The organism is Helicobacter pylori (assembly GCF_017594925.1).
GTDB lineage: Bacteria > Campylobacterota > Campylobacteria > Campylobacterales > Helicobacteraceae > Helicobacter > Helicobacter pylori_DP.
In genome coordinates, this window is the sequence record NZ_JAALNT010000001.1 from 18,820 (window position 1) to 41,189 (window position 22,370).

A 22,370-nucleotide genomic window follows, 5' to 3' on the forward strand; every position below is an offset into this window, starting at 1 on the left:
CCTTTTTTAAGATTTTTTTTAAGATTTTTGCAACAAATGGTTACAATCCTTAAACTGCCACACTTGAACTAAGGGAATAAAAAATTCCAAGAGAGCTTGAACGTCTGTGATTTTATCTTTTAAACCGATAAACACTTCAATCTTCACGCCCTTTTCCAATAAAAATCTAATTATAGAATCACTATACTTGTAATCCAATAAAAATTCCAATTCTTCTAAAGAACCCTCTTTCTTAAAACGCTCCAATTGGGCGTTCAAGCCCACGGCTTGATAAAAGTTGTCCATGTAGCTTTGCGGATCTTTTTGAAACGAAGAAAGTTGCAATCGTTTGAACGCCAAGCTCTTATGCGCTAGCATGCAAGGCGAAAACAACAATAAGGAATGGATGCGCCGTTGTTGCAAGACTTCATTATAGGCGTATTCTATCGCCTTAATCGCTCCCATAGAAAAGCCTGACACATCATAAACCCCTTTTAAAAGCCACTCTTCAAACAAAACGCTTTCATTGATGAACCCAAAACCACTAAAAAAACGCATTTTCACCCGTTCAACAAATCATAGAAGTTTGCATGCTCTAAACATTCTTGCTCTAATAATAAAACGCTCAACCGCTTACAAGCCGCAATTTGCGGTTTTAAAAACTCCAGTTGCTCTTCATAAAGAACGCTTAAAGACTCTTTTGTAGGGGTTAAAAGAAGCTCGCTAGCCATAAATTCATTCAAAAACTTCGCTTTTTGCAAGTCTTGTTTAGACAGACTATAACGCTCCTTATAAAGCAGCTCTAAAATAATCGTCCCGCTCAAATACACTTTAATGTAATTTTTTATCTCGCTCTCGCTATGGATTTTATTCTCATTAAAAGCGATAAATTCCCCCAATAAAGGCGCTTTATCAAATTCAATTTCTAGCCAATACGCGCTTAAGGCTTTCGCGCTTTGATACAAAGCGACTAATTCCTTTTGGTTTTCGTCTAAGGTTTGGGGCTTTTTCTTGCCATAAGCGATCTTGTCTTTCACTTCTAAAATGTCGCTCTCAGTGATTTCGTTTCGTTCGTGTTTGAGGGCGTTTAAAGCGCTTTCATTGATCAAAGTCGCCAACATCGCCCCGCTAAAACCCACGCAAATTTTAGCGATCTTAAGGTAATCCAGCGCGTGTTTTTTGTTTTCTAAAAGCTTTTCTAAAATGCTCTGCCTTTCTAATAAATCCGGTAAAGAAATGAAAATACGCCGATCAAATCGTTTGCTCCTTAATAGCGCTTCATCCATCACCTCCATTTGGTTGGTCGCTCCTATCACCACCACCTCATCGTTTTGCAAAAACCCGTCCATTTCGGTTAAAAGCTGATTGAGCGTGGCCTCTCTTTCATCGCTCCTATGCCCTCCCCTAGCCTTACCCAAGGCGTCAATTTCATCAATGAAAATAATAGAGGGGGCATGCCTTTTAGCGTGCATGAAAAGTTCATGCACTTTTTTAGCCCCAGCCCCTACATAAATTTGAGAAAACGCGCTCCCGCTTTCATAAAAAAACGGCACTTTAGCTTCACTCGCTAAGGCTTTAGCGATCATGGTTTTGCCCACTCCAGGAGGCCCCACTAATAAAACGCCTTTAGGGAGGAAAATCCCTAAATCCTGGTATTTTTTAGGGTTTTTTAAATAATCTATCACTTCTAATAATTCTTCTTTGACTTCATCCACCCCTGCAATGTCTTCAAAACGCACCCCTAGCGCATCGTATCGCTGGAATGCATTTTCTAATTCGTTTTTGTGCGCGCTTTCTAAACTCATTTTAGTGTCCAATCGTTTGGGCAAACGCCAAAAGATCCCAAAAAGCATGCTAGAAATAAAAAAAAGCAACGCTAAAAAGATTTTAGAAACCTTGTTTAAACTTTCTCGTTTTTCTATGGGCATGCTCTCTGGGATTTTATAAACCCTCAAAAAGGCTTCTTTGTTGGTTTTATAAAGACCCTTGTTAGCATAAAAATAATTTTCATCTTCTGTTAGAGTTTGTTTAGGGTGAGACTGGATCACATAAAAAAAGTCCTTACCCGATATGAGCCTAGAAACATCGCTTAAGATTAAAAAAAGCAACAAGCAAAAAGTAAGGATCAAAAACCCTAACGCCAAAACAAGCGAGCGGTTTTTGATGCGTTTAAAGGGAGCGGTGAGGTTTTCTAAAAATTTAGAAAACGGCATGGTTTTCCCTCTCCTTAATTTCATACTCTTTGATTTCTAAAAAACTAGCCCTTAAAGGCTTATCGCTTTTGATTTTAATGGGGTTAAAAAATTGATCTAAGGCTTTAAATTCGCCATCTTTTTGCGCTTCCACTAAGGCTTTTAAGGGCGTGTTGAGCTTGAGTTGCAATTGCCTGAACGCCTTATTTTTATGAAAAATCAAATCTTTAATCGCATTCAAACGCTTTTTAGAATCTTCCAAACTCACGCTATCAGTCATCAAACTAGAGGGGGTGTCTTTTCGTTTGCTGTAAATAAAAGGGTGGATATGCGTTAAAGGCAAGCTTTCTAAATTTTTAAACGCTTTTTCAAAAACGCTTTCGCTCTCGCCCGGATGCCCCACAATAAAATCCGTGCCGATTGCAAAATTCTTGGAAGCGATTACCTCTAATAATTCCCTATCGCTTTTGGTGCGGTTTCTTCTATTCATCCTCTCTAGCATGAAATCATGGCTGTGCTGTAAAGCAATATGCAAATGTTTTTCTAAAAAATCTTCTTCTAAAAGCTCTAAAAATTCATCGTTGATTTGATTAGGTTCTAAGCTCCCAATCCTTATGCGTTTTAATCCAGCAATCTGGCTTAATTTTTTAATCAATCGCGCGATATTGCTTCCTTTATCCTTCCCATAGCTCCCCACATTGGTACCGGTTAAAACCACTTCTTGAACCCCTTTAGAGCATAAAAGACCCACTTGCTCTAAAATTTTCCTCTCTTCAAAGCTCCTAGCCCTCCCTCTCACGCTTGGGATAATGCAATAATTGCAATCAAAATCACAGCCTTCTTGAATCTTGATGAACGCCCTGGTTTTTCCCACAAACTCGCTCACCATCGTGGTGTCTAAGTGCTTGTTTTCTAAATTGTCATCTATGAAAAAACGCTTTTTTTCTTGTAAAAACGCGTTAATCTTTTCTTTATTGTCATGCCCAAAAACGCCCTTTAAAAACCCTTTTTCAAAAAGCTCTTTGCCTTGGGTTTTCACCCCGCAACCAGTAAATAGCACTTCTTTATCCAATCGCGCCATTTTTTTAGCGTAGCTTCTTACCGCGCTATCGGCCCCATTGGTTACGGTGCAAGAATTGATCACAATAATATCGGCTTCTTGTTCTTCTAAGGTCGCGCTAAAATCCTTTAAATTTTCGCCCATCACTTGCGTGTCAAAAAGATTCGTCCTGCACCCAAAAGTTTTGAAATAGACTTTTTTCATTTTTGTTCCCTTTTATTCCCAAAGCCATCGCCTAAAAAATCAGCATCCACTTTAAGCAGTTTGCTAGTGGTATAAGCGATATGGATATTTTCTTCTTTCAAAAAAGCTTCAACGATTTCAGCCACAATCTTGCTCCTTAAAGACATGGTGGCATACGAATTGGTTTGATACCACACCGAGATTTTTATCCCGTTACTTTCAGGCATCAAAAAGCATCGAGGCTTGACGCTCAAACTCCTTAAAGAATACCGGTCGCGCATTTTATTGAGCTGTTTGTAGGTAATATCCGTGTATTCTTTAGACAATTCTGTAGCGATGTTGAGCGCAATTTTAGAAGCTTTTTTAAAATCAGAATCAAATGTAACGCAAAAATCCACGCCATCCCAAACCGTTTTCATCCCAAAATGGCTGTAATTAGCGAACATGGTGGTGAAAATATAATTATTAGGCACAAAAATAATCCGGCCCGCTCTCCTGTTATTCGTGTAAGTGGTAAAGGTTACGTCTTCTAAAATCGTAATGTGCAACATAGAAATATCCAACACATCGCCAATAAAAATATCCGTCCCCTTAGCGATACGCACCCTATCGCCCACATGCACGCTCCCCCCAATCAAAATGATAAACCACCCAAGCAAGCTCATGAACAAATCTTTCATCGCAATCGCTAAGCCCGCGCTCGCAAAGCCTAAAACCGTTACCAAGTAAGTAACGTTTTCCAAATAAGAAAAAAGAAAGATTAAAACGATCACGCTCACATTCACGAAATTAATGGCTTTATTCACGGTATAGACGCGCTCATTATTTTCAATGTATTTACTGGAAATGATTTTTAAAATCCACGCAAACACCACGCTCAAAAGGGCCGCTAAAAACACATAAACCAATTTAAAAAGCTGGTTTTTAACTTGAGATTTGACAATGCTTATGGCTTCATCGCTGTCTTTTTGGAAAATCCCGATCGTGGTTTTTAGAATGTTTTGAGCCCCTTGTAATTCCAGGCGTTTGGCTTGAGTTTGATAAATCTCATCGCTTAGTTTCGCGCTTTTATCCAAAGCATGCCACTGACTTAAAAGTTGGTATTTTTGATCTAAAAGCTTTAAAACTTCTTCTAAAGCGGCCTGGTTGCTTTTGAGACTTTCATGCTTTAAACGCATGCTCTTAATGAAAGAAATGCCATCAATGATCGCAATAGGGTTAGCGATATTAGGGATATTGGGGATATTAGGGCGCTCTATCAAGTCCTTAAAAGGATTGACCCCATACCTTTCAAACATTTTTTGCTGGGACTCTAAAGCCTTTAAGGTATGCTCTAAGGTGCTAATCTTTAATAAATCCTTGCTTTTTTTGTTTTTTAAACGCCTTAATTCCTGCCTCACGCTCTCTTTTTCGGTATAAATTTGATTGTAGATCTTATAGTTTTCAAATTTTTTCAACCACACGTTATCGTCTTTGGCGAGTTTTTTATCCACCAAAGCCATTTGTTTTTGTATGGACAATAGCTCCTGGCTTTTATCTTCTGCTTGCAAAAACAAAAAACAAAAGAATAATAATACCCTTAATGCCATTTTTCTAACACCTTTAAAATCGTTTCTTTAGGGATATGAGAGGCAACCTCAAACGCTCCAATGCCTTTGGGCAGAATGAATTTTAGGGTTTGGTTCTCGCTTTTTTTGTCTAAAAACAAGCGTTCGTAAAATTTTTGAAGATCAAGGATTTGGTAATTAAATATCAGATCAAATTTTTTCAATAAATTTTCTATGCGTTCGTATTCTTTTAGAGTGAGCATGCCTAAAGAAAGGGCTAAATCATTAGCCATGCGCATGCCAATAGCGATCGCTTCGCCATGCAAAAATCGCTCATAATCAGTCTCTTTTTCTATCGCATGCCCAAAGGTATGCCCGTAATTCAACCCAGCCCTGATATTTTGCTCTTTTTCATCTTGCATAACAACTTGAGCTTTGATACTGACGCTTTGAAAGATTACTTCTTCTAAACAATCTTTTAAATCCTTTGTTTCCAATCTTTCTACCAAGTTTTTACCAAAACACACCGCCATTTTAATGATTTCAGCCACCCCTGCTTGAAATTCCCTTTTTTCAAGGGTTTTTAAAAAAGCTAAATCAATATAAACCGCTTTAGGTTGGTGGAATGATCCGATTAAATTCTTGCCATAAGGCGTATTGATCCCTGTTTTCCCCCCCACGCTCGCATCCACTTGAGCGAGTAAAGTCGTAGGGATATTAATAAAATCAATCCCCCTAAAATAAATACTGCTCGCAAACCCCACCATATCGCTTATCACTCCCCCACCAAGGGCTATCATTAAAGAATGGCGGTTTAATTGCATTTCAAAGGCGTTGTTTAAAATCCGCTCTAATGAATGAAAATTCTTGTATTTTTCCCCGGACTCTATCACGCACACTCTGACTTCTAAGGCGTTCAAGCGCTCTAATAAATAGGGCAAATGCAACCCGGCCACGATGCTATCGCTAACGATGAGCGCTTTTTGTTTCAATTTTATTTCAGGCAGTTCCCCCAAAAACACTTTATAGCTTTTTTCTTTTAAAGGGATTAAAATTTCTTGCATTCTTTCACTCCGCTACAGGGATAAAAATTTGAGGGTTATCGTCGTTTAAAAACGCTAATTTTTCCACTTTAGTGGATAAAAACCACCAAAAGCGCGTGTGCGTGATGCACTCTTCAAAAGGCATGAAATGCAAAATGGGATTTCTTAAAGAATTGAGATACATGATAGGATTTCTAATATCGGTTTGAAAAATCTCAATCTTGCGGTTGAGCGCGTTGGCTAAATTTTCATAATGATTGACAATCTCGTTTTTATAGCGCCTGTTAGGGTCAAAATCATAGAGCAACAAGCCCAAATCCATCTGCATAGACACATCAAAGATCACTGAAGACATGTCCTCATTAATATCCAAGCTTTCATTCAAAACCACCACGCTTTGAGAGGTTTTAGACAAGCCGGAAGCGTTGGTTTTATAAACCGGGGTGGCTGTTTTATACAAGGCTTTTCGGTGTTTTTTAGATAAAAAAAGCTCTCTGCCCACCACAATCAAACCCATTTTTTTCTGGTGGTCTTCATGGAGTTTTTGGATAAAACTTTTCCCATAAAAATCAAAATTCACTTCAATGCTTTCGGTTTCTAGCGATAAAAATTTATGATAAAACTTAGGGCTAGTGGGGTGTAAAACCTGAATATAGAGCTTGTAGCTCTTTAAATGTTTGTGCAAGAACAAGGCTTGATACACATCGCGCATCATCGCTTTTCTGTTCTGCAAACGCATATCAATGTATAAATAAATGCTCTTACCAAAGGGGGCTGGGAACTGCCCCACATTGCTTTTGACTTGATGATACACCGCGTTTAAAATTTCCGGATTGCCCACCACTAAAAGAATGTCTCGTGGCTGGATGACTAAAGATTTAGTGGAGAGCAACAAAACATCGTTGCGATAAAGCCCTACAATCCTGTATTCTTTTTGCCTGATAGAGCCAATGTGTCTGTAAGCAAAAATGCTCCCAAAAGGCACATCAATCTCCATGATCTCGCCCTTGCCTAACCCAAACTCTCTAGGGGTGCTAGGGATATTAGGCAAACGAGAAATGAATTTATTGGCTAAAACTTCAAACTCATCAATCAAAATAAGCTTTTCATCTTTATTTTCTTCATTATTCTCTAAAGTTTTTTCACCATCTTTTTTCACGCTCAAAACCACGCGCATGCGTTTGAAATGGGTCTGAATGATTTTATGAATGATGCGCTGTTCTTTAAAATCTTGTATGATTAAAAACGCATCGCTCACCTCATCGTTTAACACTTGCAAAAGCCTAAAACTAGAAGTCGCATCAAAACAATAAAAAGCGAAAGTGCTCGGGTAGTTTTTAGGGATAAGGCTCTCATTTTTGACAACCACTATATAAAAATTATGATTAGAATAATGCCTTAGCACCAAGTCTAAAAAATTTTTTGCTACAATGCCATCTAAAATAAGGGCGATTTTTTTCAATTCCAAACTTCCTAAAAAATGATTACGCCATTATATCCAAGATTAAGGCTTAAACGATGGATTTTCAACTCCAAGCTATTGACAAACACGCGCGAGCTGGTCTTTTAAATTTAGCCCATTCTCAAGTGGCAACGCCTGTTTTTATGCCCGTAGGCACGCAAGGCTGTATCAAATCTTTAGACGCTATGGATATGCAAGAAATTTTAGGCGCTAAACTCATTCTAGCCAACACCTATCACATGTATTTACGACCGGGCGAGAAAGTGGTTGAACAATTAGGGGGCTTGCATCGTTTCGCTCAATTTCATGGGAGTTTTTTAACCGATAGCGGGGGGTTTCAAGCCTTTAGTTTGAGCGATAATGTCAAATTGCAAGAAGACGGGATCGTTTTTAAATCCCATATTGATGGGAGCAAGCATCTATTCACGCCCTCTAAAGTTTTGGACATTCAATACGCCTTAAATAGCGATATTATGATGGTTTTAGACGATTTAGTGGGCTTGCCCGCTCCCTTAAAACGCCTTGAAGAATCCATTAAAAGAAGCGCTAAATGGGCGAATCTCAGCCTAGAATACCACAAGCAAAAAAACCGCCCCAACAACAACCTTTTTGCCATTATCCAAGGCGGGACGCATTTGAAAATGCGCAGTCTTAGCGTGGAATTAACGCATAAAGGTTTTGATGGCTACGCTATAGGCGGTTTAGCGGTGGGGGAAAGCGCTGATGAAATGCTAGAAACGATCGCGCACACCGCCCCCTTGCTCCCCAAAGACAAGCCTCGCTACTTAATGGGCGTAGGCACGCCTGAAAATATCCTAGACGCTATCAGTTTAGGGGTGGATATGTTTGATTGCGTGATGCCCACCAGAAACGCCAGAAACGCCACCCTTTTCACGCATTCTGGCAAGATTTCTATCAAAAACGCACCCTATAAATTGGATGATACCCCTATTGAAGAAAATTGCGCTTGTTATGCTTGCAAACGCTACTCTAAAGCCTATTTGCACCATCTCTTTAGGGCTAAAGAACTCACTTACGCTCGTTTAGCCAGCTTGCACAATTTGCATTTTTATTTAGAGCTGGTTAAAAACGCCAGAAACGCCATTTTAGAAAAGCGGTTTTTGAGTTTTAAAAAAGAATTTTTAGAAAAATACCACTCTTGTTCGCATTGAGTGGTATAACTAAAACTTTTTAACTTTTTTAAAAAATGGGATTTTTAACTTTATTTTTATAGTAAAACTCATTTTCTTAAGGGGATAGGGGGGTATTTTGAAATAATTCTCCCCCTTAAAATCCCCCTAACCCAAGAAGACCGCCTTAAGAAATTATCGCTTGATTAAAATCAAGCTCTTTACTATTTATTTTTAAAAAATGCCTTTTAGCATTTTTTAATTTTTATCATTCCACTCAAAACCCTATCTTTGATAAATCTCAGGATGGGTGCTTTTAAAACGCCTGTGGAACCAAAAATAACTTTCCGGATGCTTTCTAATCACCTCTTCGCACAAACTCGCTTGGGCTTGCGTGCATTCTAAAATATCGTTTTGCGCGTTATCAGTGATTTGAGAGCGGATACTCGGATAATAGGTCGCTGTGTAATGCGAATAATCATCATTAAAATCAATGAATACCGGCTGGATGTCTATATTGTAACGGCGCGATAGAATAGAAGCGATCGTGGTGTGCGTAGCGTCTTTATCAAAGAATTTCACCACCACCCCATCTTTAGGCACGACATTTTGATCCACTAAAATCCCCACCAGGCCATTGCCTTGATTATACATTTTAATGAGTTCTTTCATCGCTCCTATTTTATTGACAAAACGCACCCCAAACGCCTCTCGCCTGCTCATGATCATGTGGTTGATGGGAGCGAATTTAGTCAAACGCCCCAAACACCCCCTACCATAATTCTCATAATATTGTGCTAAAGTCGTGCCTACCGCTTCCCAATAGCCAAAATGCATGCATAAAGTGATCGCTTGGCCTTCCTTGTTTAAAGACTTCCACACGTTTTCTTCATTGATGAGCGTGAAACGAGCGTCGTATTCATCTTTAGGGATAAAGATCACTCTAATGGTTTCTAAAATAATGAAAGCAAAATTTTCATAACCCTTTTTAATAATCCTTTTTTTCTCTTCTTCGCTTTTAGAATCCCCAAACACAAAATCCAAATTGGCTTTAGCGTCAAAATAACGGCGCCTATCAAAGGTTCTCATCAGCCACGCTAAAGCTTTAATGCACCTTAAAAACCACAAATGAGGCATTTTAGCCAAAATAAACCCCAAAATATTCACTAAAGATTCCACGATAAAAATGCTCAAAATGCGCAGTTCTGTTTTCAAACCCTTATCGTTTTGGTTCAATATTTTTTCGTGTATGAGTCGTTCTTTATAAGTCATTCTTTTTCCTTTAAAATGTTTAAAACGCATTCTTTAATTTTTTTAGGCTCTATATTTTGGATAGAAAAATCCTTTTTATGGTAGTTGGCGTTTGAATTACCGGTGAGCGAAACATTGATCGGGCTTTCTAATTTAAAACGCTCCATGGGCGTGTTGCCATAAAGGGTGATGCTAGCTTTTTGCAACGCCCATGCTAAATGCGTAATACCCGTATCGCCCCCAATAATCACATCCATTTTAAAAAGCAACGCCTTAACCTCGTTTAAAGTGAGTTTAGGGAGCAATAATATATCGCGCTGGTATTTTAAAGCGTGATAAAGCGTAGTGGCTTTATGTTCATCAGCATGCCATAACAAGCAAATTTGAAAATTTTCTAGCATCAAAGCCAGATCTTTAAAACGCTCTATAGGGTAAGTTTTATTGATTTTAGAAGTTTCTAAAACAAAAAGGATTTTTGGTTTATTTTGATTCAAATTTAACGCATTGATTTTTGGAGAATCTTGGTAAGAAAACACTTTAAATCTAGAGTTTAAACCCTCTGAAATTTCTTTTTTAGGCAAGTTTAGGGCTTGAGAAAGGAGCGTGAAATTGCGTTTTAAAATAGGCTCATCATAAGCGATAGAAACTTTTTGCGAGTAAAAAAACGCGCTCAAACCCTCTCTAGCCGAAGCGTAATCAAAGCCGACTTTTTTAGGGGCTTTCAACATTTGCGTAATGAGGGCGGATTTGACTAGGCCTTGCATGTCAATGATTATATCGTATTCATAAGCCCTTAAAGATTTAAAAAGTTTAAAAATCTTCAAAGGGTTCAAGGTTGTAAGCGCGCTTTTTAAAGCGATGGGGTGTAATTTATCAATATAAGGGGAATGCTCTAAAATCGCGCCAAATCTTTCATCCACGAACCATTCTATTTGGGCGTTAGGCAGACACTCTTTGATAGTCGCCAAAAACACTGCGCCAACGATAATATCCCCAAGCGCAGAAAGCCTGACAATCGCTATTTTCAAGCAAACTCTATCGTCAAAGGAATGGGCTTAACGAGTTTAGGGAGCATCTCTTTAGCCAAGTAAAGCGCATCATTAGAATGGATCACAAGCTTGTTTTTTTCTAGCGTGTATTTTAAATGGTGGCTGTCTGTCAGGCACAAATTTTCGGCTAAAGAAAGGATAAAACTCAGCCATTGTAAGGTTAAAAGGCTTGGCATCATCGCGCTCATGTGGGCGATAGCGTTGTCTTTAGGGATTTTTTTATGGCTGAATTGGGCCAATAAGCAAATGATCGCTCTATCCTGGTGGCTAAAGCCATAACTCAAAGCGTTTAAAATAAAATACGCACTGTGCTTGTGGGCTAAATAGACGCTTAAAATCTTACCCATGCTCGCTAATTCCCCCGCAATCTTTAAATGGAAGAGGTATTTTTCATCCATTTTATGCAAAGGCGATAAGGCTTCAAACAATTTCACGCATTCTTTTTTGACCTTTTGGCTGTGCTTTTCATGGGGCAAAAAGCGATCTTTTAAAGAGATAAGAGAGGGGTTGATATTGGGGGGGAATTTATGGTAATGGTGGCGCAATAAATCGCTCAAAAACACGCCTTCTCTCACCCCCACCCCACTAGTGATCATTAAAGAAGTTTTTAAATGCTCCAAAACGACTGATAGAATCAACGCCCCGCTCCTAATACTATCCAAACGCTCTTCATTCACCCCCAAAAGCCGTAATTGATCTTCTTTAAGCATGACAATCTTTTCAATAAACGCTAAATTTTTATGCGCATCTATTTCATAGCCATGCAAAGAATCAATAGGGTAATCAAAGCGTTTCATGAGTATCTTACTCAACGCTCTGATCGTCCCCCCCACCCCAAAGGCGTTTTTGTGCTTAAAGGGCAGTTTGGAAACTTCTTTTTGGATAAAGGCTTTAGCCAGTTTGACCTCTAAGTCTTTGTCTAAAAACATTTCTTTAATGCGAATCGTCCCAACATCAAGCGAGATTAAGTCCTTAATCTTGCCTTTTTCAATCAACGCGCACTCGGTGCTACCCCCTCCAATATCTATCGTGATCCCTGAATTTTTATGCAACAAATTCGCGCACGCAATCCCGCCATAGAGCGCTTCTTTTTGCCCATCAATGATTTTGATTTGCAAACCGCAAGCCTTTTTCACCCTCGCTACAAACTCTAACCGATTAGGGGCATCGCGCACCGCTGAGGTCGCCACGCACAAGATTTTTTTGCTTTTGTATTTGAGGGCAATTTCTTTAAATTCGCTCAAGGCTTTAACGGCTCTTTGCATGGGGATTTCTTGCAAGATTCCATTAAACGCATAACAGCCCTCTGAAATCCTAACCTTAGACTTAGTCTCAAAAAGCAAGTAAAACCCAAACTGGCTCGTCTTTTTAAAGACAGCCAAACGCACTGAATTAGAGCCTATATCAATCACGGTTGTGATTTTAGCCATTGCTAGCCTTTAATCTTGCTCTTTTAAGCTTTCGTATTTGTATTTCAATTCCTCTTTGCTCTCAGCATTGTTAGGATCCGGTAAAATCGCATCTACAGGGCATACGCTCACGCAACGAGGCTCATCATCATCATACCCGTAACACTCTGTGCATCTGTCTGGATCAATATTATAAATGGGATCGCCCTCTTCAATCGCCTCACTAGGGCATTCTTCTCTGCAAGCATCGCACGCAATGCATTCATCATTCACTAATAATGACATAACTAACTCCTTTTAAAAAGTTTGAATACGATTTTTACTCTAAATTAGCTTAAAATTCAATCTAAAAAGACTATTTTTTTTTGATTATAAGAATGGGGGACTTTTTCTAGCACGCCTAAAACCCCTAAATCTTTTAAATGAGTGTAATCTTGTTTGTGGGTTTCTACAAACACGCTCAAGCCCAAACGCCAAGAAAATTCTACCATGCCCTTTAAATCTTCTTTCAAAAGCTCTTCATCTAAAATGACCCCATCAGAGCCTTGAACAAGCGATTCTAAAAGCTGGTAATGGCTGATAAAAAAATCCTCATGGACTATCAAAGAGCTCGCATGGCGGCGCAATAACCCTAAGATTTCTAAATCAAACACGCTTGGCACACCTATTTCGTATAATCCTTTGAAATTGACAATGACGCAATCGGTGTGGGTGTTTTCTTTCAAAAGCTTTTCTAAAACCTCATCAGGGGTTACAAAAACACAATCTTTGGTTTGAGGAATGACTCTAGGCAAGTAAGGGTTATACGACAGGCTTTTACCTAGCATTTCATAAGAAAGCATGCCCTCTTTTAAGGCTAAGCTTTTTTGTAAATTTTCTAAAATCCCTATTTCTTGCATTCTTGAATGATTTTATTGTGTTCTTTCAATTCAGGTTCGGCTTGGATAGACTCTTTAGCGATGCTAGAAAAGATTTTTTTAGCCTCCAAGCAATTCCCCAATTTGTAATAACCCCATGCTAAAGAATCCAAATAAAGCACTGATCCAGAATCCAACGCTAAGGCTTTCCTCACAAAATCCATGCCCCTTTTAATATCCATGTCATAATCTATTAAGGAATACCCTAAAAAATTATAAAAGAAAGCGTCTTGCGCGTCTTCTTTATCTTTAGTTTTAGCAAGCCATGCTTGGCGCTCTTTGGTGGCTTGCTCTAATTTTTGAATAATGGGCAGCATCTCTTCTTTGGTGAGCTTTTTCTTATTCGCGCTCAAGCTTTCATAATGATAAATCGCCTCTAAGCCTAAGAATTTAGGGTCTTTTCTTTCTTGATAGATTAAAGAAGCCTGTTTGGAAGCTTGATCGAATTTTTTTTGCGCGGTGTATAAATCCAACAACAAACGCCTATCAAAAGGGAATAATTCTGTGATTTTCTGGGCCTTATCAAACTCTTTTAACAAGATTAATACCCCTATGTAAAATTGGGCGTTTTGAACAATAGGGTTTTTTTCATACAGACGAGCAAAAGTCGTTTTAGCCAAATCAAGCTCGTTAAATTGCGTGAAGGTGTTGAGCGCTTTTTGGCACAATTGCTCTGAGCAACCATACCTGTCTATATGAGATTGCAACAAATCCAAGCCTTCTTTTTTGCGGTTTTGCAAAAAATAGATTGTAATGAGTTTTTCTAAGCTGTCTTCATCATGCACTTGGTTATAAAACTTATTCAACAACGGGAAAGCCTTATCCAAACGCTTTTGAGTCAGATACAAAGTCCCTAACACATTGTCTGTGGCTATGGTTTTTTCTTCTTTGCGGATTTTGTGTAATAGTTCAATCGCCTTATCAATCTGCCCCATTTGCGCATAGCCATCCACTAAAATCTTATTGATAGAAACATCGTTACGATTATTGGTGATTTTTTGATAGAGCATGGCTAAATGCATAGCGGTTTTAATGTCCCCTAAACTCGCCGCTGAAATGGCCGCTTCTTTAGCATACACCACTTTATTGGTTTGCTTGTAAAGATTCATATAGCCTTTTTGAGCGGCTGCAAAATCCCCTCTATGGAAAGCGTCTGAACTCAACAGGATTTGATGATCTTCTGAAAGGGTTTCAGCCTTAAGGCAAGAAAACAGACTAAAAAGCAATATATTTGCTAAAAACCTTTTCTTTATTGGAATATCCATTATTTTATTTCCTTTTTTGTGTAACTAAAGTGAATTTTAGCACACTTTAGTTTCTTTGGTTTTTTGTGTGATGCCCGGACAGCTTTGACAAAAAGCTTCTTTTTGCTCTTTAGAGAAAGTTTTCACGCTCTCCCAAAAAGGAAAAGTTTGGCATTGCTTAGGGCGCACGCTATAAATCTGGCATTTTTTGGTTTCTAAATCCAAAAACACGCACGCCAAACCCAACTTTTTAGCGTCTTTTTCTAATAAAGAGAACTTATACCCTACCTTTTTAACGTATTTTTGACTGAATTCTTCTAATTCTAATTTTAAAAAAGCGCTAATTTGTTGCATTTCTTGGATATTCAAAAAAATATACCCGCTTTCCCCTACGCAACACTTTGCCCCACAGCCCTCGCATGCCTTAGGGTTAAAACTGAAATCAAAATCTCGCATTAAACTACCCTTAATCCTATTGGAGATCAATACTCACGCTAAATTGCACCAACAGCCCGTCGCTATCTTTAGAAATCTTTAAGGGCAATTGGCTTTGAGCGCTCGGTAAATATTTGTTGATTAAGGTGAAAAAAAGATAGGTCTTTTCTAATTCGCTCGCTCTGGCCATGATAAAAAACTGGGTTTTTTGAAGGGGGTTTTGAGAGAGCAAGGGTTTGATTTTATAGGCATCAAAACATTTTTTTAAAATCTTTTCTAAAATCCGCCTGGACTCTTCATCATTAAAAATCTTTAACAAAGATTCGCTGGTTTCTTTTTGATTGCGATAGTTTGCTAGAGCTGTTTCAAAATGCCTTTGCGCGTATTCTAAAACGCTTTTTTTACGATTTTCTTCTAAAAGGATTTTTTTTAATTCCAGCATGCTAGGCCATAGAAAATACTCGGTATTGAGCCAACCCAATAAGGAAAAAACCCCTAAAAAAACAAGGTTTTTGATGATAAACCCTACATCGCCTGATTGTTCTCTGTCCAGGTGTGAAAAATGCAATGGCTTCATTTAATAGACTCCGGGTTTTTTATCAGTAAGAAATTAGAAAAGTTGGTGGAAACAAAATTAAACCACCCATCGCTTAAAGGGAAAAATTCCGCCCTAGAATAATCAAACATGGGGTTTAGTTTGTTTTGAAACAAAAAGTAAAAGGCTTCTTTAGAAGGGGTTTTACCACTAACCACCACGCTTTGCTGGTCTATTTCAATGCTATTAATAGTGATGGAATCCGGCACAATATTCAAAAGCCCTTGCAAAACATCTCGTATATCATCGTTATAATTCAAACGCTTTTTGGCTTCTTTAATGAGTTTTAAGGTTTCATCAGTCTTAACCTGTAAGCGGCTGATTTCATGGCGGTAGAGCCTTTCTTGGATCGTCAAACTGGACGCGTTGTCTTGAGTGCTTTTAATAGCGTTATGCATAAACCACACTAACCCCCCTATCACCACAAAAGATAAAAAAATGTAAAAAACCCAAATTTTAGAAAGCTTGCTGATAAGGTATTTCGCTCTTGGCTCAATGTAACTAAAACGCATGCTTTTCATTCTCCATGCGCGCTAAAATGTTCAAGCGCTCCACTAAAGAAAAATCAAGCCTATCCACTTCTATCATCAAAGTTTCTTGCAAATGCATTAACACTTTGTGGTGGATTTGACAGCTGTCTAAAACAACCACTTTTTCTACAAAGTCTATCTCTCTAGAATGATAGACGCCACGCAACCCCTCTTGCAAAACATTTGCAATTAAGGGGATATTCGTCATGCCTTCAATCAAACTATAAGCGTCCTCATTTTTTTCTTTACTATCCTTACTGCTATCTAGCCCCATCGCTTCTTCAAGGCTGTCAATATCTTCTTGGATTTCGCTCAAAAACAAATTCACAGCTTCACTACTCATTCCCATAGAATCTTCTTCTTTGCCCTCTATAAACTCTTCAGGTTGCTCTTCTAAAAACACGGATTTGGCTAAAAAAATCTCTTTTTTATCCGCAATCAAAAAATAAAACCTTGAACGCTCTAAAAGCAGATACAACAACGGCTTGTTTTCTAAATTATCGCGCACAAAATCATAAATAAGGCTAAAAGGCGAAAACAAAAAATCCACATCCTGGATTTTAAAACGCTTGAAATCCTTTAAAAAATCCTTAGATTCCACATAAACGCAATACTTTTGATTGACTTCACAAGCCTGATAATCTTGATTTTCTTGTTTGATTTGTTCAAACGCCTGCTTTTCGCATAAAACCTCTTTAGCCTTACTCATCGCGCTAAAATAAGTGTAGGGGTATTTTTGGCTATAACTTCTGGCGATTTTTAAGGCTTGAATGGGGACTTCGCCGTTTTTTGTTTCCACTTTAGTCTCAAAAGTTTTAAAAAATTTCTCTTTAATGCGGTGGTTTTTAACCCTTAAAATTTGAGCGGATAAAAGATTGTGATCCACATTAAAAGAGATATACACTTGAGAGCAAAACCTCTCTTTAAACGCTTTTTTTAACCCTTTAAGCACCCAAACCCCTTTGAGGTTCTTCAAACCCAACAGAATCCATGCGCGTCTTTAAATATTCTTTAGCCTTTGAAAGCTCCCATTCTTTAGGGATGATTACCGATTCTAGCATGTAATAATACACTTCGCTAAAAGGCTTAGGGATTTCAAATTGATCCCAAGTGTTCAACCGCCATGCGTTTTTACAAACCACCCGACAAGCGCTAATCCCCACGCCTGATTTTTGAGCTAAAGCGATCACCCCATCCGCTATGCTGTGTCGTGGGCCTTTAGGGCCATCAGGAGTGATAGCGACATCGCAACCTTCTTTCAATCGTTTAAGCCCCTCTATCAAAACCTTAACCCCCCCTTTTTTGCTAGAGCCTCTAATGTTTTTAAAACCAAAGCTTTCAAACAAACCCGCCGCAATAGAGCCGTCAAAATGCTGGCTTGCGATCACATAAACAGAAGGTTTTTCAAGCCTTAAATACGCAAACCCAATCATGCCAAGCTCCCCATGCCAACAGCTTACAATAAAGGGTTTTTCTTTTAAATTTTGAGCTAAAAAATAGCGGTTTTTACAAGTTTTATGCAACAACCAAAGGACTCCAAACGCCAAACGAGGGACAACCTTTAAAACGATACTTTTCCTGAAAAATTTTAAGCTCAATTCTTGCCTTTAAACCCGCTCTTCATTGGTTATTTTGATTAGTTGCCTTTAATGGCCGCTATCAAGCGCCCTTTGGAATGAGAAACAATCTCCACTTTTACAAGCTCGCCCGGATTTCTTTTTTCTTTACAAGTTACTTCAATGAATTTCCCCGTATCGCTACGCCCTTCAAAACCCACGATTTGATTATCCATTTCACGCCTATTTTCCACCAACACCACATGCGTTTTACCCACTTCTAGCTTGGCTTTTTCCTCTAAAATTTCTTTGTGCCTGTTTTGCAACCTCTCTAACCTTGAAGATGAAACCTCTAATGGCACTCTTTCTTTCCAAGATCCCGCTTCAGTGAAAGGGCGTGGGGAATAAATGAAACTATAGAGCGTGTCAAAGCGCACTTTTTCTAGCACCTCCATCGTGTCTTCAAAATCCTTATCGCTCTCATTAGGAAAGCCCACGATAATATCCGTGCTGATGCCCACTTCAGGCACTAAAGCTTTTAACCTCTCCACCCGATTTAAAAACCACTCTTTACTATAACCTCTTCGCATCATCTTTAACACCGCGCTAGATCCACTCTGTAAGGGCATGTGGATACTCTTACACACTTTAGGGTTTTTGGCAAAGCGTTCTAAAAATACATCATTCATGTGCAAGGGGTGAGGCGAAGTGAATCGTATCCTTTCAATGCCTGGAATTTCGCTCAATTTATCCAACAAATCGCTAAAATCCACTTTCGCATGCTCGCTACTGAAACGAACGCCGTAATTATTCACATTCTGCCCTAAAAGCATGAGCTCTTTAGTGCCATTACTCGCCAATTTCTCAGCTTCTTTTAAAATCAAATCCATAGGGATAGAAATTTCTTTTCCCCTAGTGTGCGGGACGATGCAATAAGCGCATTTCTTATCGCAACCTATAGAGATGTTTAGTAACGATCGGATTTGAGCCTTTTTTTCAAAAAATTCAAACGCATACGCGCTTTCATCATAATCAATCGCCACTTCAACCGCTTTTTCTTTATGGATCACCTGAGAGATTTTAGACACATTCCTAGCCCCTAACACAAAGCTCACGCTTGGGGCTTTTTTCAAAATATCCGCTCCCATGTGGCTTGCAGTGCACCCGCAAACCCCGATTTTGGCGTTGGGTTTTTTGATTTTAGCGAATTGACCGATTTCTGAAAACAATTTCCTTTCAGGTTTTTCGCGTACGCTGCAAGTGTTGATTAAAATCAAATCCGCTATTTTAGGGTCATTGGTCTCTTTATAGTCTAGTTTGGATAGTTCGCTTAGTAGATGCTCGCTATCCCTAGAATTCATGGCACAACCCATGGTTTCAATATAAACTTTCAATACAAGCCTTTAAATAATGTGCAATTCATAAAGAAAATCTTTTTCATCAGTGCTGACCCTCACCTCATCTAAATAAGCCGTATGGCCTTTTTCTTTGAAAAAATCCACCGCTTTGAGCATGTCTTTGTGGGCGTTTGTGGGGGCAAAATAAAAAATAGAACGCTTGTCTTCATTGAATTTTTTATACAAATCCTCCAATTCCACGCTCTTAGCGTCTGATTTTCTCGTATTCTTGGCTAAAACTAATTTCATTGACTCTTTCCTTAATTGATTTGGATTGCTCATTTTAACGCATTCTGTCTTTAAAACAAATTAGATCACCCTTTTCCCCCCTAAAAACAAGCGCTCCACTTCTTTAGCATGCAATAAAAATTGCAAAACCGCCTGCTCTTTAGTGAATTTTTCATTAAAACCAAACACGCTCAAATCCGCCCTCTTGTTGGCTTCTATCTCGCCATTATTTAAAGCTAAAGCTTTAGCCCCATGCCTAGTCGCCCCTAAAAGGGCTATTTTAGCTAATTCTAATAACGGCATGTTATGGGTGAGCAAAAACGCTCTTAATTCGTCTAAAAGGCTCAGCGAAATGTTAGAACTCAAGCCATCAGTGGCCACGCTCACGCTCAAACCAGCCTCTTTAGTTCTTTCTAAATCCAACGCTTTCCCGCTCAATAGGCGGTTAGAAAAGGGGCATGTGATTAAAAAAGCGTTTTTGACTTGAGATTTAATCCTTTTTAACGCTTCTAAAGAAGCGAACTGGTTATGCACAAATAAAGTGTGCGTGTCTTTAAACATGTCAATGTAATCGTTCGCACCCTTATAGAGCGATTTAAAATGAGACTCTTTTAAAAAATGCTGGTAAAAATTTTCAAACCACCCTTTAGAATTTTCTACCCATTCTAATTCTTCACGCGATTCTAAAAAATGCGTAGAAAGTAAGCTTTGTGAATCTTTGGCTAATTGGATGACGCTCAAAGCCATGTCTTTTTGCACCGAATAAGGGGCATGCACAGCCAGAGCCGCTTTAAGTTTTGCATCTTCCAAATCTTTTAACTCTTTAAATTTGGCCTCAAACGCTTTTAATTTTTCTAAAGAATAACTGCTCCCTAAAAACTCTAAAAACACGACAGCATTCAAGGGGCTTTCTTTCAATAAATTAACTTCTATCAGGTGGTTAGAAATCGCTCCCACGCTCCCCACCCCGCTTTTTAATTGCGTGCTGATAGCGTTTTGAATAGCCCCTTGGCAATTTTCTAAAATCGCTCCCCCATTGTTCAACACGCTCCCTAACCAGCCAGAAAAACTCCCGTAATCAAAACTCGCCTTGTTGTTGGAAAATTCAAAATGGGTGTGCGCGTTGATAAAAGCGGGCAACAGAACGGAATTTTCAAAAAACTGCGCCTTTAAGTGGGGGTATTTAAGCGTTAAACTTTGATAATCGCCTATTTCAACAATCTTTTCATCAAAGACCACGCCATAATCTTCTAACACTTCGCATTTTTCATTACACAAAAAAACTAAAGACGCTCCTATGATTTGCATGCATTCTCCTTAATAAATGTGGTTTGCCCTTTTAAGATCATTCTTTGCACTTCGCCATACAATTCCAAACCATAAAAGGGCGAATTTTGATTACTCACTCTTGTTTGAGCGTTTAAATCTACAATCATGAGATTGGCTAATTGGCTTTCTTTAACCTCGCCTGCATTGAGTTTTAAAAACTTCGCTTGGTTAATCGCCATGACTTTAATGAGCTGTTGGAAACTGATAACCTCCTTTTGAACTAAAAAAGTGTAAGCCACGCTGAAAGCGTCCTCTATGCTCTCACACCCAAACGCGCTTTCTTCAAAAAGCTCTGCGTTAGAATTTTTAAAAGCATGAAGGCTTGTGAGCATGGCGATTTCGTTATTTTTTAGGGCTTCTTTTAGGGCGTTTTGACCTTCTTTATCCCTTAAAGGAGGAGCGATTTTAAATCGGGGTTCATAATCTTCATACACGCTCTCATCTAAGATCAAATGGCTTAAGGGCGTTTGGGCTTGTAATTTCGCTCCTAAATTGTTAAAGGCTTTGATGAGTTTGAGCGTGGTGATGCTATTCACTTTATCTAAAAGCACAGGGATTTGTAACGCTCTAGAAACTTCCATGAAACGCACCAAGCGCGTGTTTTCAAACGCATTGTCCACAAAATTCTGCCCCAATTCATAGGCTAATGCCCCACTATTTAGGGCTTCAAAAGAATTTTCTAAAGAAATTAAAAGAGGCAAGTTGTAGGATTTGGCGTAGTGGCTGATGAGTTCTAAAAAAGCGTCAGATGGCGCAATTAAAATTTCCCCCCCCCTATTTTTAAGCGTGGCGATGTCGGCTAGTTGGTTGTTTTTGAGTGCCATGATGTTTTTAATGCCGCTTTGATCGCAATCAAAAACGTTGAGTAACCCCACCCCCCCTTTAAAAGCCTTTTGTTTTAAATTTTCATAACCCTCCAAACCAGTAACGCTCAAATCAATGAAGCTTGGCAGCACGAATAAATCCCTGCACTCAATCACTTCTTCATTTTTGGTAGGGCTTAAGTTTTCTTTAATCTCTATAATGAGAGAATCTTTTAAGCGGATATCCGCTCTTTTTAAATTCTCATCATCATAAAACGAAGCGTTTTTTAACAGCATCAAACCCTCCTATTCTTGTAAAAAGTTAGTCAGGCTTTCTAAAGAATTTGTCATGATCAGTATTCCCATTAAAATAAGCACCAACCCTGAAACAATTTCAATCGCGCGGTTGTATTTCTTTAAGGATTTTAAAAATAAAAGCGCTCTTTCTAGCATTAAAGCCACTAATAAAAAAGGGATCGCCAAGCCCATTACAAACACCACCATAAGCATTAAGCCATAAGCGTCCTTACTCGCGCTCATGATCACAATAGAAGTGAATATCGGCCCGATGCATGGCGTCCAGCCCAAAGCGAAACTCATGCCCAAAAGAAAGGGGTAAAAGCGTTGCATGCTATTAGATTTGCTCGCCAAACGAACGCTTTGGGTTTTATACAAAAATGAAAAACGAAACACGCCTAAAAAATGCAAACCAAAAAGGATCACAATCCCCCCGGCGATATAATTCACCCAGGAAAACGAAAAGCTATGGATAAGCTTGGCCATAGACATGCCCACGCCCAAAAACACGAGCGAAAACCCCACCACAAACATCAAGGATTTTAAAAAAACCGAAACCCTTTTAGCCTTACCATCTTTAATATCCTCTAAAGAAATTTGAGAAATATAAGACATATACGCCGGGATCAAAGGCAACACGCAAGGGCTTAAAAAAGTTAAAATCCCAGCTAAAAGCGAAGTTAAAAGAGGCGCTGTGTCAAAGAGATTAACAAGCGTGTTATCAAACATCATTC

Annotated in this window: 23 protein-coding genes; 1 reads left to right on the plus strand and 22 read right to left on the minus strand. The window is 38.8% G+C overall.

The window, feature by feature from the left end; all coding sequences use genetic code 11:
- Nucleotides 1–18: 18 nt before the first annotated feature.
- Genes bioV through G6069_RS00085 form a run of 6 tightly spaced genes read right to left on the minus strand, consistent with a single transcriptional unit; the run spans nucleotide 19 to nucleotide 7,466 of the window.
- Nucleotides 19–537 carry a pimelyl-ACP methyl ester esterase BioV gene (gene bioV, locus G6069_RS00060; protein WP_197292987.1) on the minus strand — a complete coding sequence of 173 codons (519 nt, stop codon included), beginning with the start codon at nucleotides 535–537 and terminating at the stop codon, nucleotides 19–21.
- Nucleotides 538–539: 2 nt separating this feature from the next.
- Nucleotides 540–2,192 (minus strand): AAA family ATPase, encoded by a 1,653-nt coding sequence (locus tag G6069_RS00065; RefSeq protein ID WP_197292988.1) that lies wholly within the window; start codon nucleotides 2,190–2,192, stop codon nucleotides 540–542.
- Nucleotides 2,179–3,435 (minus strand): tRNA (N(6)-L-threonylcarbamoyladenosine(37)-C(2))-methylthiotransferase MtaB, encoded by a 1,257-nt coding sequence (mtaB, locus tag G6069_RS00070; protein ID WP_197292989.1) that lies wholly within the window; start codon nucleotides 3,433–3,435, stop codon nucleotides 2,179–2,181. The genes G6069_RS00065 and mtaB overlap by 14 nt, the downstream gene beginning before the upstream one ends.
- Complete coding sequence (locus G6069_RS00075) at nucleotides 3,432–5,003, minus strand: mechanosensitive ion channel family protein (protein ID WP_197292990.1); 1,572 nt, start codon at nucleotides 5,001–5,003, stop codon at nucleotides 3,432–3,434. The genes mtaB and G6069_RS00075 overlap by 4 nt, the downstream gene beginning before the upstream one ends.
- Nucleotides 4,994–6,025: a 3-dehydroquinate synthase gene (aroB, locus tag G6069_RS00080; protein ID WP_197292991.1), complete on the minus strand. Its 1,032-nt coding sequence runs from the start codon at nucleotides 6,023–6,025 to the stop codon at nucleotides 4,994–4,996. The genes G6069_RS00075 and aroB overlap by 10 nt, the downstream gene beginning before the upstream one ends.
- 4 nt (nucleotides 6,026–6,029) lie before the next feature.
- Nucleotides 6,030–7,466 carry a COG3400 family protein gene (locus tag G6069_RS00085; protein ID WP_197292992.1) on the minus strand — a complete coding sequence of 479 codons (1,437 nt, stop codon included), beginning with the start codon at nucleotides 7,464–7,466 and terminating at the stop codon, nucleotides 6,030–6,032.
- A 56-nt stretch (nucleotides 7,467–7,522) separates the two neighbouring features.
- Here G6069_RS00085 and tgt point away from each other — a divergent pair, with 56 nt between their 5' ends.
- Nucleotides 7,523–8,638 (plus strand): tRNA guanosine(34) transglycosylase Tgt, encoded by a 1,116-nt coding sequence (gene tgt / locus G6069_RS00090; RefSeq protein WP_197292993.1) that lies wholly within the window; start codon nucleotides 7,523–7,525, stop codon nucleotides 8,636–8,638.
- A gap of 243 nt (nucleotides 8,639–8,881) precedes the next feature.
- On the opposite strand, the gene G6069_RS00095 is transcribed toward tgt, so the two are convergent.
- The 16 genes from G6069_RS00095 to G6069_RS00170 are packed head-to-tail and all read right to left on the minus strand — an operon-like array spanning nucleotide 8,882 to nucleotide 22,365.
- Nucleotides 8,882–9,868 carry a lipid A biosynthesis lauroyl acyltransferase gene (locus G6069_RS00095; protein WP_197292994.1) on the minus strand — a complete coding sequence of 329 codons (987 nt, stop codon included), beginning with the start codon at nucleotides 9,866–9,868 and terminating at the stop codon, nucleotides 8,882–8,884.
- A complete protein-coding gene (gene waaC / locus G6069_RS00100) occupies nucleotides 9,865–10,875 on the minus strand; it encodes a lipopolysaccharide heptosyltransferase I (protein ID WP_197292995.1) in 1,011 nt (336 codons plus the stop codon). Before waaC ends, G6069_RS00095 begins: the two co-directional genes overlap by 4 nt.
- Complete coding sequence (locus tag G6069_RS00105; RefSeq protein WP_197292996.1) at nucleotides 10,872–12,326, minus strand: Ppx/GppA family phosphatase; 1,455 nt, start codon at nucleotides 12,324–12,326, stop codon at nucleotides 10,872–10,874. The genes waaC and G6069_RS00105 overlap by 4 nt, the downstream gene beginning before the upstream one ends.
- A gap of 9 nt (nucleotides 12,327–12,335) precedes the next feature.
- Nucleotides 12,336–12,590 (minus strand): YfhL family 4Fe-4S dicluster ferredoxin, encoded by a 255-nt coding sequence (locus G6069_RS00110; protein ID WP_000055463.1) that lies wholly within the window; start codon nucleotides 12,588–12,590, stop codon nucleotides 12,336–12,338.
- A 56-nt stretch (nucleotides 12,591–12,646) separates the two neighbouring features.
- Entirely contained in the window at nucleotides 12,647–13,204 is a 558-nt protein-coding gene (locus G6069_RS00115; protein WP_197292997.1) for a beta/alpha barrel domain-containing protein, read from the minus strand.
- A complete protein-coding gene (locus G6069_RS00120) occupies nucleotides 13,192–14,487 on the minus strand; it encodes a tetratricopeptide repeat protein (protein ID WP_197292998.1) in 1,296 nt (431 codons plus the stop codon). The genes G6069_RS00115 and G6069_RS00120 overlap by 13 nt, the downstream gene beginning before the upstream one ends.
- 36 nt (nucleotides 14,488–14,523) lie before the next feature.
- Entirely contained in the window at nucleotides 14,524–14,922 is a 399-nt protein-coding gene (locus tag G6069_RS00125) for a YkgJ family cysteine cluster protein (RefSeq protein WP_197292999.1), read from the minus strand.
- Between the two features lie 16 nt (nucleotides 14,923–14,938).
- Nucleotides 14,939–15,478, minus strand: a complete 540-nt coding sequence (pilO, locus tag G6069_RS00130; RefSeq protein ID WP_120807453.1) for a PilO family protein — start codon at nucleotides 15,476–15,478, stop codon at nucleotides 14,939–14,941.
- Nucleotides 15,475–16,008, minus strand: coding sequence for a PilN family protein (locus G6069_RS00135; protein WP_126443316.1), 534 nt, complete (start codon nucleotides 16,006–16,008; stop codon nucleotides 15,475–15,477). Before G6069_RS00135 ends, pilO begins: the two co-directional genes overlap by 4 nt.
- Nucleotides 15,998–16,978 (minus strand): PilM family protein, encoded by a 981-nt coding sequence (gene pilM, locus G6069_RS00140; RefSeq protein ID WP_197293000.1) that lies wholly within the window; start codon nucleotides 16,976–16,978, stop codon nucleotides 15,998–16,000. Before pilM ends, G6069_RS00135 begins: the two co-directional genes overlap by 11 nt.
- Complete coding sequence (locus G6069_RS00145) at nucleotides 16,971–17,624, minus strand: lysophospholipid acyltransferase family protein (RefSeq protein ID WP_150180835.1); 654 nt, start codon at nucleotides 17,622–17,624, stop codon at nucleotides 16,971–16,973. The genes pilM and G6069_RS00145 overlap by 8 nt, the downstream gene beginning before the upstream one ends.
- A 38-nt stretch (nucleotides 17,625–17,662) precedes the next feature.
- A complete protein-coding gene (gene miaB / locus G6069_RS00150; protein WP_197293001.1) occupies nucleotides 17,663–18,976 on the minus strand; it encodes a tRNA (N6-isopentenyl adenosine(37)-C2)-methylthiotransferase MiaB in 1,314 nt (437 codons plus the stop codon).
- Between the two features lie 9 nt (nucleotides 18,977–18,985).
- A complete protein-coding gene (locus tag G6069_RS00155; RefSeq protein WP_000780053.1) occupies nucleotides 18,986–19,228 on the minus strand; it encodes a nuclease in 243 nt (80 codons plus the stop codon).
- A 60-nt stretch (nucleotides 19,229–19,288) separates the two neighbouring features.
- Nucleotides 19,289–20,515, minus strand: coding sequence for an adenosine deaminase (locus G6069_RS00160; protein ID WP_197293002.1), 1,227 nt, complete (start codon nucleotides 20,513–20,515; stop codon nucleotides 19,289–19,291).
- Nucleotides 20,503–21,636 (minus strand): amidohydrolase family protein, encoded by a 1,134-nt coding sequence (locus tag G6069_RS00165; RefSeq protein WP_197293003.1) that lies wholly within the window; start codon nucleotides 21,634–21,636, stop codon nucleotides 20,503–20,505. Before G6069_RS00165 ends, G6069_RS00160 begins: the two co-directional genes overlap by 13 nt.
- A 9-nt stretch (nucleotides 21,637–21,645) precedes the next feature.
- Nucleotides 21,646–22,365: a cytochrome c biogenesis protein CcdA gene (locus G6069_RS00170; protein ID WP_197293081.1), complete on the minus strand. Its 720-nt coding sequence runs from the start codon at nucleotides 22,363–22,365 to the stop codon at nucleotides 21,646–21,648.
- Between the last annotated feature and the right edge of the window lie 5 nt (nucleotides 22,366–22,370).

Coding starts and splice junctions, on each gene's coding strand:
- G6069_RS00120 (WP_197292998.1), bottom strand. CDS start 14,487: ATGGATATTCCAATAAAGAAAAGGTTTTTAGCAAATATATTGCTTTTT.
- aroB (WP_197292991.1), bottom strand. CDS start 6,025: ATGCAAGAAATTTTAATCCCTTTAAAAGAAAAAAGCTATAAAGTGTTT.
- G6069_RS00095 (WP_197292994.1), bottom strand. CDS start 9,868: ATGACTTATAAAGAACGACTCATACACGAAAAAATATTGAACCAAAAC.
- G6069_RS00165 (WP_197293003.1), bottom strand. CDS start 21,636: ATGCTGTTAAAAAACGCTTCGTTTTATGATGATGAGAATTTAAAAAGA.
- G6069_RS00170 (WP_197293081.1), bottom strand. CDS start 22,365: ATGTTTGATAACACGCTTGTTAATCTCTTTGACACAGCGCCTCTTTTA.
- mtaB (WP_197292989.1), bottom strand. CDS start 3,435: ATGAAAAAAGTCTATTTCAAAACTTTTGGGTGCAGGACGAATCTTTTT.
- G6069_RS00155 (WP_000780053.1), bottom strand. CDS start 19,228: ATGAAATTAGTTTTAGCCAAGAATACGAGAAAATCAGACGCTAAGAGC.
- G6069_RS00075 (WP_197292990.1), bottom strand. CDS start 5,003: ATGGCATTAAGGGTATTATTATTCTTTTGTTTTTTGTTTTTGCAAGCA.
- pilO (WP_120807453.1), bottom strand. CDS start 15,478: ATGAAGCCATTGCATTTTTCACACCTGGACAGAGAACAATCAGGCGAT.
- G6069_RS00160 (WP_197293002.1), bottom strand. CDS start 20,515: ATGCAAATCATAGGAGCGTCTTTAGTTTTTTTGTGTAATGAAAAATGC.
- tgt (WP_197292993.1), top strand. CDS start 7,523: ATGGATTTTCAACTCCAAGCTATTGACAAACACGCGCGAGCTGGTCTT.
- G6069_RS00135 (WP_126443316.1), bottom strand. CDS start 16,008: ATGCGTTTTAGTTACATTGAGCCAAGAGCGAAATACCTTATCAGCAAG.
- bioV (WP_197292987.1), bottom strand. CDS start 537: ATGCGTTTTTTTAGTGGTTTTGGGTTCATCAATGAAAGCGTTTTGTTT.
- G6069_RS00105 (WP_197292996.1), bottom strand. CDS start 12,326: ATGGCTAAAATCACAACCGTGATTGATATAGGCTCTAATTCAGTGCGT.
- G6069_RS00065 (WP_197292988.1), bottom strand. CDS start 2,192: ATGCCGTTTTCTAAATTTTTAGAAAACCTCACCGCTCCCTTTAAACGC.
- G6069_RS00110 (WP_000055463.1), bottom strand. CDS start 12,590: ATGTCATTATTAGTGAATGATGAATGCATTGCGTGCGATGCTTGCAGA.
- G6069_RS00125 (WP_197292999.1), bottom strand. CDS start 14,922: ATGCGAGATTTTGATTTCAGTTTTAACCCTAAGGCATGCGAGGGCTGT.
- G6069_RS00115 (WP_197292997.1), bottom strand. CDS start 13,204: ATGCAAGAAATAGGGATTTTAGAAAATTTACAAAAAAGCTTAGCCTTA.